The sequence below is a fragment of the Agromyces kandeliae genome (assembly GCF_009674665.1).
Lineage (GTDB): Bacteria > Actinomycetota > Actinomycetes > Actinomycetales > Microbacteriaceae > Agromyces > Agromyces kandeliae.
The window spans coordinates 344,331-358,928 of the sequence record NZ_WKJD01000012.1; the positions used below are offsets into that span (position 1 = coordinate 344,331).

Here is a 14,598-nt window from a genome sequence, read left to right on the forward strand (position 1 = left end):
CGTCCCGACCGTGATGCGATCGATATTCGCGCGACCTACCCTGTTCACATGGCACCCGTTCCGCGGCGCACGGCCGCTCGACCCGCGATCACGTCGACGACTCGCCGGGGGGTTCGCGGCGGGCTCGCGGTGGCCGTCGTCGCCGCGATGACGGTGACCCTGAGCGCGTGCACCTTCGGCCAGGACGACGTCGACCGCGGCCCGATCGACGGCGGCGACTTCGCCGACGACGGCTGCACGAGCCTCGTCGTCGCGACCTCGTCGGAGAAGGTGAACATGCTCGACGCCCTGGCCGCGGCGTTCAAGGAATCGCCGGAGCACGCGGCGCTCGACGAGTGCGCGACGGTGCGGCCGGTCAACGTGTCGTCGGGCGACGCGACCCGGTTCCTCACCGCGGGCGGCGACTGGCCCGAGGAGGACACGCGTCGTTGGCCGACCCTGTGGTCGCCCGCGTCCACGGTCTGGACCGAGCGGGTCGCGGCCGCGTCATCCGCCTCGCTCGTCGGCGACCCGGTGTCGTTCACCCACACGCCGATCATCTTCGCGATGCCCGAGACGATGGCGAAGGCACTCGGCTGGCCGGACGCCGAGATCGGCATCTCGGACTTCGAGCGACTGTGCTCCGACCCCGCCGGCTGGAGCAGCGCGGGCAAGCCGATCTGGGGTTCGTTCAAGATCTCGAAGACCAACCCGAACACGTCGACCACGGGCCTCTCGGCGATCCTGATGCAGTCGTACGAGGCGACCGGCAAGACGGCCGACCTCACCGCGGGCGACGTCGCGGCCGCCGAGGAGTTCTCGCGGGTGTTCGAGGAGTGCGTCATCCACTACGGCGACACCACCGGCAAGGTGCTGACGACGCTCTACGACGAGACGCAGAACGGCGCCGGCGGTTCCGGCTACGTCTCGGCCGTGGCGCTCGAGGAGACCTCGATGCTCAACTACAACCAGGGCAACCCGGACTCGCACACCGTCCAACCCGGGGAGACGCTGACGCCGCCGAAGGAGAAGCTCGTCGCGATCTACCCGTCGGGCGGGTCGATGTGGTCGGACAACCCCATCACCGTGCTCGGCGCCGACTGGGTGACCGAGGTGCAGCGCACGGCGGGGGAGGCGTTCGTCGACTTCCTCGACACCGAGCCGGCCCAGCGCATCCTGCCGGAGTACGGATTCCGTCCGCTCGACGAGTCGGTGCCGCTCGGCGACCTGTTCACCGAGCAGTACGGCGTCGATCCCGCGGGGCCCGCGATCACGCTGCCGCGTCCGGCCGTCGACGTCGTGTCGGCGGCGCTCGACCAGTGGACGCAGATCCGCAAGCCGTCGTCCGTGCTCGAGCTGATCGACGTCTCAGGATCTATGGACGACGGGATCGGGGACGGCCGGTCGAAGCTCGACGGCGCGATCGACGGCGCCCAGACGACGCTGGGCCACTTCCGCTCGACCGACGAGGTCGGCATGTGGGCGTTCACCACCGGCGTGGACTCCACGGCGGGCGAGAACCTGATCGTGCTGCGGGACGTCTCGGCGCTCGGGTCCGATCGCGAGACCTTGAGCGCGTCGATCGACGACCTGCGCTACGCGAATCGCGAGGGCACGCCGCTGTACGACGCGATCGCCGTCGCCTACGACGAGATGACAGCGCGCGCCGAGCCGGGTCGCATCAACGCGATCGTCGTGCTCTCGGACGGACAGGACACCGACTCGTCGATCTCGATCGACTCGCTGATCGCGAAGATCGGCGGATCCTCGCGGGAGGGCGGCGACGCGGCCCCGGTGCGGATCTTCCCGATCGCGTACGGCGAGGGCGCGGACACGGGCTCGCTGCAGCGGATCGCCGAGGCGACCGGCGGCCAGTGGTTCGACGCCTCGGATGCCGCGAAGATCGACCTCGTGTTCGCCTCGGTCATCAACAACTTCTAGGGGCGGCCGATGGATGCCCGGTTCTTCGCCGCCGCCGACGGATACGTCGACGACGCATCCGACGCGCTGCAGACGTCGCCGGTCTACGTCTCGACCGAGGTGGGCGGTGCGTCGGCCCTTCGGGACGCGCTGCTGGCGCAGGTCGGGGACGACTCGATCGGGGTCGCGGTGTTCTCCGACAACGCCGCGCTCGAGGCACCCGGGCCCGAGATCCTGACCCGCCTCGCCGAGACGACGGAGTACGACACGATCATCGTCGCGGTCGGCGACGACCTGTCGGCGGGTTCGTACGTGCTCGACGAGGGCGAGGCGATGCAGATCGCCAACCAGGCGGAGTCCGGGGCCGACAGCCTCGAGGTCGCGCTCGCCGAGACCGTTCAGGGCGTGCAGGCCGCTGCCGAGCCCGCCCCCCTGGTCGGCGGCGGAGACGGCGGCGGTGGGATCGTCCTGGGGCTCGTGCTCGGCGCGGCCGTACTCGTCGCGGGTGCCGGAGCGGCGATCGGGGCGATCCGTGCACGCCGGCGCCGCGCCCGCGGTGCCGGCGACGGGCGGCTCCCCGATCCGATCCGACGGCATGTGGCGACCCTGCGGTCGCTCGCCGCCGAGTACGCGCAGGTCGGTGCGCGCGGCAACGCCGGCGCGGCGCAGACCGCGAACGACGTCGCGAGGATCGCCGTCAACGTCGAGGAGCTGTTCGCGAGGCTCGACCGCGCGGGCGGCGGCCAGCGCGGGATCGCCGCCATCGAGTACGACGACAAGCTCCGCAAGCTCACCGCTGCGCTCGACCGCGACTACCTGCTCGACATCCTCACCCACCCGCACCTCTGGGACGACCCCGACGAGCGCGTGCGGGAGGTGCGCGACGCGGTCGTCGCCGTCTCGGACGAGCTCGTGCAGAACATCAAGCAGGTCAACGCCCGGCGCGGGCTGCACTTCCAGGTGTCGCTCGACGGCCTCATCGGCGGGCGCAAGGAGTTGCGGGAGTGGGAGCGCGCATTCGAGCGTGCGGCGGGCGAGCGCGCGGCTGGCGACGGCGAGGGTCCCCCGCCGGGGGCGTCCCGCTGAGGCGCCCGCAGGCACGGGTGGCCGGACGGCGTCGGCGGTCATCGACCGGGCCGCAGGTCATGTAGGCTCGACCAGCCGGGCGCGAGCGCGGCACCGGAGCGGCGGAGCCGCCCCATGCGGATGTAGCGCAGTTGGTAGCGCGTCACCTTGCCAAGGTGAAGGTCGCGGGTTCGAACCCCGTCATCCGCTCCACGTCGATGCCCCGCCCGATCGTCGTCGTTCGCGACGCCGCGGAGCCCGTTCGTCGATCGCGCCGTCTAGTCTGGGGCGGGTCGACACGCCCGCGAACTGGGAACGAGGTGCGCATGGGACGGATCAGCCGGATGATCGGCGTCGGCCTGCTCGCCGGGGCGAGCCTCGGGCTGGCCGCCTGCTCGGAATCCCCGGCGCCTCCGACGGCGAGCGACCCCGCGACATCCGCCGCCGACATGGCCGAGGCCGCCGCGTACTGCGAGCAGGAGGGCGGCGAGGTGCAGCAGCGCCAGCCGGCCTGGCGGACGAACCTGGATGAGGACGACTGGGTGCCCCTCGGCGACCCGATCGCGGTCTGCCGCTTCCAGACGCTCGAGGACGAGGCCGACTCGAGGATCTACGTCGACCTCGTCACGATCTCCTCGGACGAGCCCACGCTCGCCGCGCTCGCCTACCTGTCGCGGACCGGGATCCCCGACGATCCGCCCGGCAACCCCGCCTCCGCGCTCTGCTCCTCCCTCGGCGGGACCACGAGCTTCGGCCCGAGCGCCGGCGGCGGGGGACTCACGGCGGCGGACGACCCCGACGATCCCGTCGTGGCGCCGTGCACGTTCGCCGACGGGTCGTTCATCGACGAGTGGGGCATCGCGTACTACGCCGAGGGGACCGTGCGCGGCATCGACCTCTCCAGCGTGTTCCGCTTCGACGGGTCGACGCTGCCGGAGGTGTTCCGAACCCCGTCGCGCTAGGCCTGCGCCAGCGACAGCACTTCCGCACGCGGGAGGCCGGCGAGGAACGGACCGGGCACGAGCAGCTTCGACCCGCGTATGCCGCTGCCGACGATCAGGCGCTCGTGCGTCGCGACCGTCTCGTCGACGAGGATCGACCAGTCGGCGGGCAGGCCGATCGGCGTGATCCCGCCGTACTCCTGCTCGCAGAACGCCGCCGTGTCGGCCAGGCCCGGATCGATGTCGGCGACGAGCACGTCGGCGGCCGCGGCATCCGTCGCCTGCAGGGTCGCCAGCGTCGGCGGGGCGAGCAGGTCGGGCGCGTCGAGGGCGGGTCCGAATTCGAGCGTGCCGAAGCGCATGGTGCTCAGGCTACGACGGATGCCGGGCCGAACGACCCTGTGCCACGGGACGCGATGCGGTTGGCTGGGAGCACGTGCCGGCTCGTGGAAGTCGGATGTCGATGGGGAGGTGGCGTCGATGATGTGGGACTACGGCTTCGGCGGATGGTGGATGTGGCTCCCGGGCCTGCTCTTCGGCGCGCTCGTCATCGGCGGGATCGTCGTCCTCATCGTGCTGCTGGTGCGGGCCGCCGGGTCGGGCGGGAGCGCGTCGGCCGGCGGTGCCGGCGTCGCCGCCGGGTCGCACCCGGATCGGGCGAAGCAGATCCTCGAGGAGCGGCTCGCCCGCGGCGAGATCACGCCGAACGAGTTCCGTGACGTGATGGCGACCCTCGACGAGGCACGCGGCGGAGGTCATCAGGGGTAGCACGCGGCCTGCGCCGTTGCGACGGATCGACCTACCATCGATGCACCGGCCGGATCGGACGGAGGCGACGGCAGATGGTGGACGATCCGCGACGCGACGCGTGGCACTACCGCCTCGAGCGCTGGGAGCGCGAGGCGGCGCGTGCGCGAGGCGAGACCGCCGACGAGGCGGCCTCCGGTGCCGAACCGGCGGATGCCCCGGGGCCGGCGGAGTCCGTCGAGCCGAAGTCGGAGCGTCCCGCCGACCGGTCGACGGCCGGGTCCCTCGCCGCGGAGCGTGCGGCCTACGTCGAGGTCGTGATCCAGCAGGCGATCCGGCGCGGCGAGTTCGACGACCTGCCCGGGGCGGGCAAGCCCCTCGAAGGGCTGGGTCGCCACGACCCCGACTGGTGGATCCGCCGCAAGATCGAGACCGAGCGACTGACCGGGCTCGGGCCGCCCGCGCTCACGCTCCGCGTCGAGTCGGCCGAGTTGCACGACCGCGTCGACCGCATGCATCGCGAGCAGGACGTGCGCGACGCGCTCGCGGAGTTCAACGCACGCGTGGTCGAGGCGCGTCGCCAGTTGCTCGGCGGCCCGCCGGTCGTCACGCCGACGCGCGACGTGGACGCCGAGGTCGAGGCGTGGCGCGCCCGCCGCGAGCAGCGGCATCGGCTGGCCGCCCGGGAGGCGGAGCGGCGGCGGGTCGAGGAGGACGCCGAACGGCGGGCGCGCCGGCGCTGGTGGCGGCGCGGCTGAAGCGCAGCCGGGAGCCGGGCGGCCCCGAGGCTGCTGCCGCGCTCAGTCGAGGGCGTCGAGTCGGAGGGTCACCCCGCGGACGTCCTCGCCGAGCACGGTCGCCGTGACGTGCGCTGCGTGGTGCGGGCCGTACTTCCGCGTGTACTCGGCGTCGAGCGCCTGGTGCAGGGCGGTGTCATCGGCCGGCACCGGGACGAAGGCGACGTCGCGGATCACCCCGGCCGACTTGATGCGACCGACTCCGGCCTCCTTGGCGCGTTTGTACCATCCGTTCTCCGGCCCGTAGGCGGAGCGGATGAAGAGCTCGTCGCCGACGCGGGCGATCCACACGGTCGTGAACGGGCGAAGCGATCCGTCGTCGCGCACCGAGGCGACCTCGAGTTGGTCGGCGGCGCCCACGCGGTCGAGTTGGTCGTCGGTCCAGTCGTTCATGTTCGGTCCTCTCTCTTACGGGAGCGGGCGGCTGAGCTCACCGCAGCGTCGGCTCGCCGCCGAGCGGCTCGATGAGCGTCGGGTCCTGCGGGTCGATGCGGCGGTGGTTGTTCACGCGGGGGTCGACCTCGTGCTCGGAGATCGTCGGCGCGACGCGATCGGACTGCGCGATGAGGAAGTCGACCATCGCCGACGCGTCGGCGGGGGAGAGCTTCTCGGGATCGAGGTAGCGGTCGATCGCATCGAGCGGGAGGTACACGGGCATCCGGTCGTGCACCTCGCCGGAGGCGTCGCGCGCCTCACGCGTGATGATCGACGTCGACACCTCCCAGGTGCCGTCGTCGAGCCTGCGCGCGGTCGAGATGCCCGCTGCGGCGAGCAGTTCGCCCGGGCCGTGCAGGTAGTGCGCGCGCTTCTTCCCGGGCTCGCCCGTCCACTCGAAGTAGCCGCGCATCGGCACGATGCACCGCCCCGAGGCGAACGCGCCCTTCCAGAGCCCGTTCGTCGCAACGGTCTCGAGGCGGCTGTTGAACTGCGGCCGCTTCGACTCCTTCATGAAGGCGGGGTGGAAGTCCCACCGGGCGGGCTCCAGCCGCCGGACGAACTCGCCCGTGTCGGAGCGGGCGCGCTCGCGCACGATGGGCACCGTGTCGGTCGGCGCGAGGCTGTACGACGGTCGCCAGTCGGTGAAGTCGTTCTCGGCGTCGAAGACCGCGGTGAGGTCGTCGGCCTGCTGCGACACCACGAAGCGTCCGCACATGTGGATCCCTCCCGATCCGGATGGATCGAGCCTACGTGGGCCCGACGACGGCGTGAACCCGGCTCCGGTTCGGATCGGGCCGATCGGCCCCCGAAAACGAATCCTGTTCTAAATGCGTTCGCATCGGTAGCGTGAGAGCAGAGATCGGCCCGTCCGGGCCGGCGAGCCGCACGACGACGTGCGGCTCGTCCTTCGGAGGGTGCCGTTCATGCATGTGAAGCACGATTCGTGAAGCGAAGAGAGAGGGCACCACCGATGAGATCCTCACCCAGACCCGTGCCGTGGCGCAGACGAGCGCTCGCGGCATCCGGAGCACTGCTGCTCGGGGCGTCGCTGATGACGGCCACCGCTGCAGCAGCCGGAGACGACCCGCGCGAGGGCCTCGGCGGGGGCCTGTACGACGCCGAGATCGCCGCGAGCGGTGTCGAGCTCCTGGAAAGCCTGCCCATCCCGGCGGGCTTCGTCATCAACTCCGACCTGGCGTTCACCGGCGACAAGGCCGTCGTCGGCAGCTTCTCCGGCTTCCAGGTCTTCGACATCTCGGATCCGGCCGCGCCGGTGCTCGAGACGGCATTCGTGTGTCCCGGCGGACAGGGCGACGTGTCGATCCACGGCGACCTGATGTTCATGTCGGTCGAGGCGAGCAACGGCCGCATCGACTGCGGAACGCAGGGCACCTCCGGCTCCGTGGACCCCGATCGCTTCCGCGGGGTCCGCATCTTCGACATCAGCGACCTCTCGAACCCGGTGCAGCTGCCGGGCGTGCAGACGTGTCGCGGGTCGCACACGCACACGATCGTGACCGACCCGGATGACGCGGAGAACGTGTACATCTACAACTCGGGCACCTCCGGCGTTCGTTCGCCCCTCGAACTCGAGGGCTGCGAGAACGCGGCGCTGACCACCGACCCGGTCACCGAGGGCAACCCCACGCAGTGGCGCATCGACGTCATCCAGGTGCCGCTCGCGGCGCCCGAGACGGCGGCGATCGTCAGCCAGCCGCGCATCTTCACCGATGTCGAGACCGGCGCGTACAACGGACTGCAGAACACCCTGCCGGGCACGGAGCTGCACCCGAGCGGGAGCTTCTACGGCCCGACGCCGAACACCAACACGTGCCACGACGTGACGGCGTTCCCCGAGATCGGGCTCCTCGCGGGCGCCTGCCAGGGCAACGGCATCCTCGTCGACATCAGCGACCCGGTGAACCCGGTTCGCATCGACGCGGTCGCGGACCCGAACTTCTCGTACTGGCACTCGGCGACGTTCAGCAACGACGGCTCGAAGGTGATCTTCACCGACGAGTGGGGCGGCGGCACCGGAGCCCGATGCCTCGCCGAGCACGAGCCGTCCTGGGGTGCGAACGCGCTGTTCGACATCGTCGACGGCGAGCTCGAGTTCGCGAGCTACTACAAGCTCCCGGCCGCGCAGACGACCGCCGAGAACTGCGTCGCGCACAACGGCTCGATCATCCCGGTCCCCGGCCGAGACGTCATGGTCCAGGCCTGGTACCAGGGCGGTGTGTCGATCTTCGACTTCACCGACACGGCGAACCCGGTCGAGATCGCGTACCTCGACCGAGGCCCGATCAACCCGAACCAGCTCGCGCTCGGCGGCTACTGGTCGACCTACTGGTACAACGGCAACGTGCTCGGCAGTGAGATCGCACGCGGCTTCGACTCCCTGGCACTCGCGGAGACCGGCATGATGTCGGCCAACGAGATCGCCGCAGCGGGCGAGATCGAGCTCGACGTGTTCAACGCGCAGACGCAGGCGATGCTCGTCCACGCGCCGAGCTTCGCGGTCGCCGGGTCGTACGTCGACCAGGCGGAACGGTCGGGCGACCTCGACGCCAAGCAGCTCGAACAGGTCCGCAAGCACCTGGCCGAGGCTGCCGCGCTCGAGGCCGACGGATCGAGCAGCAAGGCCGTGGCCGCGCAGCTCGACAACGCCGTCAAGAAGTCGGGCGCCTCGTCCGACTCGGCGGTCGTGCAGGCGATCCTCGCCCTGAAGGCGACCCTCAGTTGATCCCGGTGGAGGGGAGGCCGGACGGGCTCCCCTCCACCGCAACGATGCCCGGCGGTCTCGAGGGACCGCCGGGCATCGTCGTGCGTCGTGGGCGGCAACGCCGGGCCGTGGTGCGCTACGAGTCCAGTGCGGCGAGCATCTGCTGCATCCGGGCGATCTCGATGCCCTGGTCGCCCTCGACGTCGTTGGCGAACCGGCCCATCGAGATCTCCATCGCACCGCCGGCCGCGCGGAGGTCGGCGACCATCTCGAGCGCGCCGTTGTGGTGCTGGATCATGTACTCCAGGAACAGTCGCTCGAAGTCCTCGCCGGTCGCACCCTCGAGCTCCGCGAGCTGGTCCTCGGTGAGCATGCCGGGCATCGACCCGGCCGCATGGCTCATGTGATCGCCCTCGAGCGGCGTGCCGCGGTCACGCAGCCAGTTCGCCATCAGCTCGATCTCGTCCTCCTGGCCGACCCGCATCCGCTCGGCCAACAGCCGCAGATCGCGATCGCTCGTGCGTTCGTCGACCCACTCGGTCATCGTGATGGCCTGATCGTGGTGCACGATCATCATCTGCATGAACGCGATGTCGGCGTCCGTGTGCTCCGGCTGCTCGATGTCGGCCGCCTCCTCGGGCGACAGCGTGCGGTTCTCCTCGCCCGGCGCGCCGAGCTGGACCACCGGGCTGGTCGGCGCGGGGGTGTCGTCGCCCGGCGTGCAGGCCGTCAGGCCGAGCGCGAGCAGGAGTGCTGCCGCAACACCGTAGGACCGAGCCGAAGCCGTCATCCGAGTACCTCATCCACGTCGAAGGGAACGTCACGCGTGCGGCAGGGGCGCCCCGCCGCGCTGCGGGTCACGTCAGGCTAACCCGGAACTCCGGCGCACGCGACCGGCGGGTCCGAGGCCATTCGCCCGCAGTCGCTCGCACGACCGTTGTCGATTCGAGACTTGACCAGAACTGCGTTCTGTATACAAAATACTGAGTGCCGGGATGCTCCCGGCGATCAACGATGACGGAAGAGGTGGGGCGCCATGCGCCGTGCGAACTCAATGACGAGACGTCTGCTCGCGGTCGGAGCGGCCGGCGCGATGACGGTGGGCCTCGCGGCCTGCAGCGGTGGCGGGGGAGGCGCCGACGAGGACACCGTCGTGTGGTCGACCTGGGGCACCCCAGAGGAACTCACGCGCTTCGAGGAGTTCAACGAGGAGTTCATGCAGCGGCACCCGGACATCACGGTCGAGCTGCAGCCGGTGGCCAGCTACGGCGACTACCACTCGAAGCTGCTCGCTCAGCTCACGAGCGGCACGGCACCCGACGTCTTCTACATCGGCGACGACAAGATCGGCCAGTTCGTCGACGCCGGCGTGCTCCTCCCGCTCACGGACCTCATGGAGTCCGACGCGAGCCTGACCGACCCCGACGACTTCTTCCCCGGGCTCTTCGGCGCCGCCGAGACCGACGGCGAGATCTACGCCGCTCCGAACGACTCCAACCCCGACGTCCTCTGGTACGACATGCAGGCCCTCGAGGCTGCGGGCATCACCGAGGACCCGGCGACACTCGCAGAGAACGGCGAGTGGACCACCGAGAAGTACCTCGAGATGAACGACGCGCTCGCCGAGGCGGGTCTCGTCGGTTCGATGTTCTGGAACTACTGGGCCACGCACTACAGCTGGATCTCCGCGCAGGGCGGCACGGCGTACGACGAGTCCGGCACGTTCGTCGGCAACGACGATACGGCGACGGTCGACGCGGTCGAGACGCTCGGCGACTACTTCCAGGACGGCACCTTCGTCGTCGCCGACACCATGCCGGAGGGCGCCGGCGCCGACAGCGTCTTCGTGACGCACGAGGCCGGATTCTTCGCCCAGGGCCGCTACACGATCGGCACCGTCTCGAGCGCGGGCGAGCAGGACAGCTACGACATCGTGCGCTGGCCGACGCCCGACGGCCAGGCCGCGCCCACCGGCGTCGCCACGTCGTACCTCGCCATCAACGGCAAGACGGATGCCCCGGACGCCGCATTCACGTTCTGGACCGAGTTCCTCTCGGCCGAGGGACAGGTCTTCCGCCTCTCCGGCGGCGGGAACGCCGTGCCGTCCATCGCCGGCGCCGACGAGGTCGTCCTCGAGGACGGCTACCCCGCCCACGCGCAGACCTTCCTCGACATGCGCGACATCGGGTTCGAGGACTACGCGCCCGAGGCCCGCATCCCCGGCCTCTCCACGGACATCAGCGACCTGTTCCTGAAGCTCTACGAGGGCAAGTCCGACGCGCAGTCCACCCTCGACGAGGTCGCAGCCCTCGTCGCGGAGAAGACCGCGGAGTGAGCTCACCCATGGTGATCACCTCGGGCGGCGCGACCGGGACCCCGGTCGCGCCACCCGCGCCCTCGGCGGAACGCGGGGCTCCGCTGGGAGCTCCGCCCCGCCGTGCTGCGCCCCTCGGTCCCCGCCGCGAGGCCGCCTGGCGACGTCGCGACCGCCGATGGGGCTACGTCTTCGTCGGGCCGCAGCTGATCGGCATGGCGGTGTTCGTGCTGCTGCCGTTCGTGGCGAGCCTGGTGCTCGCGTTCGCGTCGTGGGACGGCCTCACCGAGCTCGAGTGGGTCGGCTTCGCCAACTTCACCGCGCAGCTGCAGGACGAGCTGCTGCTGCGCTCGATCGTGAACACCCTGCTCATCGCGCTCATCACGGTGCCGGTCGGGCTCGGCCTCGCGGTCGTCGTCGCCGTCGCGCTCGAGAAGCTGCGCACCCGCACGCTCTACCTGATCCTGTTCTTCGCGCCGGTCGTGACGAGCACCGTCGCCGTCGCCATGATCTGGCAGCAGCTGTTCCGCGCCGACGGCGTGCTGAGCGGCGCGATCGCGAACGTCGTCGGCATCGACCCTCCGGACTGGCTCGGCGACCCCCGCCTCGCGCTCATCGCCGTGTGCATCGTCTCGATCTGGTCGTCGCTCGGCCTCAACGTGATCATCTTCCTGGCCGGCCTGCAGAACATCTCGCCGTCGGTCATCGAGGCGGCGCGCATCGACGGCGCGGGCGCGTGGCGGCTCTTCCGCAGCATCCGCCTGCCGCTGCTCTCGCCGATCGTGTTCTTCTCCTCGATCGTCGCCTTCATCTCGTCGCTGCAGACGTTCGACACCGTATTCGTGCTCACCGCGAACGCCGGCCCGGACAACGCGACGCGGACGATCGTCTACCACATCTACGACCTGGGCTTCGGGCGGTTCGAGTTCGGACCCTCCAGCGCCGCCTCCGTGATCCTGCTGCTGCTGACGCTCGTCATCACCGCGATCCAGTTCGGCGCGCAGAAGAAGTTCGTGCACTACGAGGACGCCGACGCATGACCGCCGCAGACATCGAGACGACGCTCGTCGGCCGCCCCGACCTGGAGCGCCCGCGTCGCGGGCCCGCCGCCGGTCGCAGCAGGCGCGCAGTCGGCCGGGTCGCCATCCACGTCGCCCTCGTCGTCGCGGGCCTCGCGATGGTGTTCCCGTTCCTGTGGATGCTGCTGACCTCGTTCAAGACGCTGCCGCAGCTGCTGCAGGACCCCCTGAGCTTCTGGCCCGACCCGTGGACGATCGACAAGTACGTCGACGCGTGGAACGCCGTGCCCTTCGGCCAGGCCTACCTGAACAGCATCTACATCTGCGTGCTGGCCGTCGTCGGCACACTCGTCACCGCGGCCATGGCCGGGTACGCGTTCGCGCGCATCCGCTTCCGCGGCAGCCGGGTGCTGTTCATCCTGTTCCTCGCGACGCAGATGATCCCGAAGCAGGTCACGCTCATCCCCTTCTACCTGCTCATGGCGAAGTTCGGGTGGGTCGACTCGCACCTCTCGCTCATCGTCCCGGCGATGCTGGTGAACCCGTTCGCGGTCTTCCTCATGCGGCAGTTCGTGCTCAGCCTGCCGAAGGAGCTCGAGGAGGCGGCGCTCGTCGACGGCGCGGGTCGCTGGCGGACGTTCTGGAGCATCATCCTGCCCAACCTTAAGCCGGGCCTCGGCGCGCTCAGCATCATCGTGGCGCTCGACGTCTGGAACAGCTTCCTGTTCCCGCTCGTGCTGCTGAACTCGCCCGACCTGTTCACGGTGCCGCTCCTGCTCGCGAGCTTCAGGGGACAGTTCGGCTCGGTCGACTACGGCCTGGTGATGGCGGCGTCGGCGCTCGCCACCATCCCGATGCTGGTCGCGTTCGTCATCGGGCAGCGTCGCATCCTCAACAGCATGGCCGCGTCCGGCCTGGGCGGCCGATGAGCGGGGCGGATGCCGCGGTGCTCGCCGACCTCGCGGGGGAGCACCTCGACCTGGTCCGGGCGCCGTTCACGCTGCCGCGTTCGCGCCTGATGGCGTTCCGCGCGGCGGCCGGGCCGGACGGCGCGCTCCGCGTGCACACGTCCGAGTACGAGCGGGGCCTCGAGGAGTGCCGCGTGCTCGACGCGCTGCTCGTGCGCGGGTCGGACGGCGAGGTCCTGCCGGTGACGCGGGTGCGGCCGCACGAGATCGTGCTCGCCGACGGGGCCGCGGGCGTCACCTTCGCCGGCACCGATGCACTCGCCGTGGGCGTCGCGCCCGGCGTCGAGGCGAGCGTCGAGTGGGACGCGGGGCAGGGGCCGCAGTCGCTCCGGGTCGGCGGGCGGCACGCGGCATCCGTCGTCTTCGACGTGGACGCCGACCGCACGGTCGAGTTCGCACGGTCGGCCGAGTACGCGTCCTTCCGAAGCGCGACCGAGTCGACCTGGCTCGACTGGTTCGATCGCTGCCCGGTCGTGCGCGACGACCTGCAGGCGATGGCGGCGTTCTGCTGGTGGGTGCTCGGCGCGAACATCGTCGAGCTCCCGCAGCTCGGCGACGCGCGCGCCGTCGTGCCCTCGAAGATCGGGTACGTCGGGCTCTGGCAGTGGGACGCGTACTTCATCGCCGTGGGGCTGCGGCATGGCGACCCCGCGCTCGCGCGGGAGCAGCTCGACCTCGCGCTCCGGTTCCCGACCGCCGACGGCCAGCTGCCCGACGTCGTGCACGAGCTCGGCGTGCTCGCCTCGAGCGACGACCTGCCCGCATCGGATCGCGAGACGCTTCGCCGCGCCGGCTCGGCGGTCGCCGACCCGGCCGCGCCCGTGCCGCTCACCAAGCCCCCGCTCACGGCATGGGCCCTGCGCAAGGTGCTCGAGGCCGAGCCCGCCGACGACTGGGCACGCGGGCACCTCGAGGTCGTCCGACGCTCGCAGGACTGGTGGTTCGCCCACTCCGACCTCGACGGCGACGGGCTGCCCGAGTACGGGCACCCCTACTCGTCGGGACTCGACGACAGCCCCGTCTTCGACGGACCGCTCCCGACGACCTCGCCCGACCTCGCCGCGTTCCTCGTGCGCCAGGACCTCGAGCTCGCCGACCTGGTCGAGCGGCTCGAGGGCGACGCAGCGGCCGCGGCGCGTCACCGCGAGCGTGCCGCGCGCACGCTCGACCTGCTGCTCGGCCTGTGGGACGACGAGCGCGGACTCTTCCGCGCGCGGGCGGCCGGCGAGCCCGTCGCGAGCGACACGATCGTCGGGCTCATGCCGCTGCTGACCGGCGGACTGCCCGACCGGATCAGGGACCGCCTCGTCGGGGCGCTCGACGAGCCCGATCGGTTCGCGACGCCATGGGCGATCCCCACGGTCGCCGTCGGCGACCCCGCCTTCTCGCCCGCGCGGATGTGGCGCGGACCCGTCTGGGTCAACGCGAATGCGCTCGTGGCCGAGGGCCTCGCGGCATCCGGACGCCCCGATCGCGCCCGCGACCTCGCCGAGGCGACCGTGCGGCTCGTGCAGCACGGCGGCGGCCCCCATGAGTACTTCGACCCGTTCACGGGCCAGCGCGCTCCGACCGCGACGACCGCGTTCGGCTGGTCGGCGGCGCTGTTCATCGACCTCGCGGTCGCGCTCTCGCGGGGCGACCGCGCCTGAGGACGGAGGCCGCGCATGACGGTCCGTTCGGTTCCGGCC

14 protein-coding genes and 1 tRNA gene are annotated in these 14,598 nt (G+C 71.1%); 11 read left to right on the forward strand and 4 right to left on the reverse strand.

Annotated elements, in window-relative coordinates; translation table 11 throughout:
* Nucleotides 1-48 precede the first annotated feature (48 nt).
* The 4 genes from GJR97_RS08735 to GJR97_RS08750 all read left to right on the forward strand — a co-directional run bounded on the left by GJR97_RS08735 (nucleotide 49) and on the right by GJR97_RS08750 (nucleotide 3,926).
* Nucleotides 49-1,920: a substrate-binding and vWA domain-containing protein gene (locus GJR97_RS08735; protein ID WP_229276117.1), complete on the forward strand. Its 1,872-nt coding sequence runs from the start codon at nucleotides 49-51 to the stop codon at nucleotides 1,918-1,920.
* Between the two features lie 9 nt (nucleotides 1,921-1,929).
* The gene (locus GJR97_RS08740) at nucleotides 1,930-2,985 is read left to right on the forward strand and encodes a hypothetical protein (RefSeq protein WP_154346086.1); all 1,056 of its coding nucleotides are present in this window, start codon (nucleotides 1,930-1,932) and stop codon (nucleotides 2,983-2,985) included.
* A gap of 116 nt (nucleotides 2,986-3,101) precedes the next feature.
* Nucleotides 3,102-3,177: transfer RNA gene (locus GJR97_RS08745), tRNA-Gly, on the forward strand.
* Between the two features lie 113 nt (nucleotides 3,178-3,290).
* Nucleotides 3,291-3,926 (forward strand): DUF333 domain-containing protein, encoded by a 636-nt coding sequence (locus GJR97_RS08750; protein WP_154346087.1) that lies wholly within the window; start codon nucleotides 3,291-3,293, stop codon nucleotides 3,924-3,926.
* On the opposite strand, the gene GJR97_RS08755 is transcribed toward GJR97_RS08750, so the two are convergent.
* The gene (locus GJR97_RS08755) at nucleotides 3,923-4,267 is read right to left on the reverse strand and encodes a YbaK/EbsC family protein (protein WP_154346088.1); all 345 of its coding nucleotides are present in this window, start codon (nucleotides 4,265-4,267) and stop codon (nucleotides 3,923-3,925) included. The two genes, GJR97_RS08750 and GJR97_RS08755, sit on opposite strands and share 4 nt — an antisense overlap.
* A 118-nt stretch (nucleotides 4,268-4,385) precedes the next feature.
* Between GJR97_RS08755 and GJR97_RS08760 the strand changes: the two genes are divergently transcribed.
* Nucleotides 4,386-4,673 carry an SHOCT domain-containing protein gene (locus GJR97_RS08760; RefSeq protein ID WP_154346089.1) on the forward strand — a complete coding sequence of 96 codons (288 nt, stop codon included), beginning with the start codon at nucleotides 4,386-4,388 and terminating at the stop codon, nucleotides 4,671-4,673.
* A gap of 74 nt (nucleotides 4,674-4,747) precedes the next feature.
* The gene (locus GJR97_RS08765) at nucleotides 4,748-5,410 is read left to right on the forward strand and encodes a DnaJ family domain-containing protein (RefSeq protein WP_154346090.1); all 663 of its coding nucleotides are present in this window, start codon (nucleotides 4,748-4,750) and stop codon (nucleotides 5,408-5,410) included.
* A gap of 42 nt (nucleotides 5,411-5,452) precedes the next feature.
* Here GJR97_RS08765 and GJR97_RS08770 read toward each other — a convergent pair whose 3' ends face one another.
* Together GJR97_RS08770 and GJR97_RS08775 are read right to left on the reverse strand one after the other, a co-directional pair.
* Nucleotides 5,453-5,842, reverse strand: coding sequence for a DUF2255 family protein (locus GJR97_RS08770; RefSeq protein WP_154346091.1), 390 nt, complete (start codon nucleotides 5,840-5,842; stop codon nucleotides 5,453-5,455).
* Between the two features lie 37 nt (nucleotides 5,843-5,879).
* A complete protein-coding gene (locus GJR97_RS08775) occupies nucleotides 5,880-6,602 on the reverse strand; it encodes an SOS response-associated peptidase (RefSeq protein ID WP_154346092.1) in 723 nt (240 codons plus the stop codon).
* A gap of 255 nt (nucleotides 6,603-6,857) precedes the next feature.
* Between GJR97_RS08775 and GJR97_RS08780 the strand changes: the two genes are divergently transcribed.
* The gene (locus tag GJR97_RS08780; RefSeq protein WP_154346093.1) at nucleotides 6,858-8,630 is read left to right on the forward strand and encodes an LVIVD repeat-containing protein; all 1,773 of its coding nucleotides are present in this window, start codon (nucleotides 6,858-6,860) and stop codon (nucleotides 8,628-8,630) included.
* Between the two features lie 115 nt (nucleotides 8,631-8,745).
* Here GJR97_RS08780 and GJR97_RS08785 read toward each other — a convergent pair whose 3' ends face one another.
* On the reverse strand, nucleotides 8,746-9,399 hold the full coding sequence (locus GJR97_RS08785; RefSeq protein WP_154346094.1) for a DUF305 domain-containing protein: 654 nt from the start codon (nucleotides 9,397-9,399) through the stop codon (nucleotides 8,746-8,748).
* A gap of 264 nt (nucleotides 9,400-9,663) precedes the next feature.
* Here GJR97_RS08785 and GJR97_RS08790 point away from each other — a divergent pair, with 264 nt between their 5' ends.
* The 4 genes from GJR97_RS08790 to GJR97_RS08805 are packed head-to-tail and all read left to right on the forward strand — an operon-like array spanning nucleotide 9,664 to nucleotide 14,559.
* Nucleotides 9,664-10,944: an ABC transporter substrate-binding protein gene (locus GJR97_RS08790; RefSeq protein ID WP_229276119.1), complete on the forward strand. Its 1,281-nt coding sequence runs from the start codon at nucleotides 9,664-9,666 to the stop codon at nucleotides 10,942-10,944.
* Nucleotides 10,941-11,963 carry a carbohydrate ABC transporter permease gene (locus GJR97_RS08795; RefSeq protein WP_324613305.1) on the forward strand — a complete coding sequence of 341 codons (1,023 nt, stop codon included), beginning with the start codon at nucleotides 10,941-10,943 and terminating at the stop codon, nucleotides 11,961-11,963. The genes GJR97_RS08790 and GJR97_RS08795 overlap by 4 nt, the downstream gene beginning before the upstream one ends.
* Nucleotides 11,960-12,871 carry a carbohydrate ABC transporter permease gene (locus tag GJR97_RS08800; RefSeq protein WP_154346096.1) on the forward strand — a complete coding sequence of 304 codons (912 nt, stop codon included), beginning with the start codon at nucleotides 11,960-11,962 and terminating at the stop codon, nucleotides 12,869-12,871. Before GJR97_RS08795 ends, GJR97_RS08800 begins: the two co-directional genes overlap by 4 nt.
* Nucleotides 12,868-14,559, forward strand: a complete 1,692-nt coding sequence (locus GJR97_RS08805; protein WP_154346097.1) for an amylo-alpha-1,6-glucosidase — start codon at nucleotides 12,868-12,870, stop codon at nucleotides 14,557-14,559. Before GJR97_RS08800 ends, GJR97_RS08805 begins: the two co-directional genes overlap by 4 nt.
* Nucleotides 14,560-14,598 lie beyond the last annotated feature (39 nt).

What these genes read in the sequence shown, in the direction of transcription:
- GJR97_RS08800 (WP_154346096.1), top strand. Translation starts at nt 11,960, where the DNA reads ATGACCGCCGCAGACATCGAGACGACGCTCGTCGGCCGCCCCGACCTG.
- GJR97_RS08785 (WP_154346094.1), bottom strand. Translation starts at nt 9,399, where the DNA reads ATGACGGCTTCGGCTCGGTCCTACGGTGTTGCGGCAGCACTCCTGCTC.
- GJR97_RS08740 (WP_154346086.1), top strand. Translation starts at nt 1,930, where the DNA reads ATGGATGCCCGGTTCTTCGCCGCCGCCGACGGATACGTCGACGACGCA.
- GJR97_RS08780 (WP_154346093.1), top strand. Translation starts at nt 6,858, where the DNA reads ATGAGATCCTCACCCAGACCCGTGCCGTGGCGCAGACGAGCGCTCGCG.
- GJR97_RS08750 (WP_154346087.1), top strand. Translation starts at nt 3,291, where the DNA reads ATGGGACGGATCAGCCGGATGATCGGCGTCGGCCTGCTCGCCGGGGCG.
- GJR97_RS08790 (WP_229276119.1), top strand. Translation starts at nt 9,664, where the DNA reads ATGACGAGACGTCTGCTCGCGGTCGGAGCGGCCGGCGCGATGACGGTG.
- GJR97_RS08755 (WP_154346088.1), bottom strand. Translation starts at nt 4,267, where the DNA reads ATGCGCTTCGGCACGCTCGAATTCGGACCCGCCCTCGACGCGCCCGAC.
- GJR97_RS08775 (WP_154346092.1), bottom strand. Translation starts at nt 6,602, where the DNA reads ATGTGCGGACGCTTCGTGGTGTCGCAGCAGGCCGACGACCTCACCGCG.
- GJR97_RS08735 (WP_229276117.1), top strand. Translation starts at nt 49, where the DNA reads ATGGCACCCGTTCCGCGGCGCACGGCCGCTCGACCCGCGATCACGTCG.
- GJR97_RS08760 (WP_154346089.1), top strand. Translation starts at nt 4,386, where the DNA reads ATGATGTGGGACTACGGCTTCGGCGGATGGTGGATGTGGCTCCCGGGC.
- GJR97_RS08770 (WP_154346091.1), bottom strand. Translation starts at nt 5,842, where the DNA reads ATGAACGACTGGACCGACGACCAACTCGACCGCGTGGGCGCCGCCGAC.
- GJR97_RS08765 (WP_154346090.1), top strand. Translation starts at nt 4,748, where the DNA reads ATGGTGGACGATCCGCGACGCGACGCGTGGCACTACCGCCTCGAGCGC.
- GJR97_RS08805 (WP_154346097.1), top strand. Translation starts at nt 12,868, where the DNA reads ATGAGCGGGGCGGATGCCGCGGTGCTCGCCGACCTCGCGGGGGAGCAC.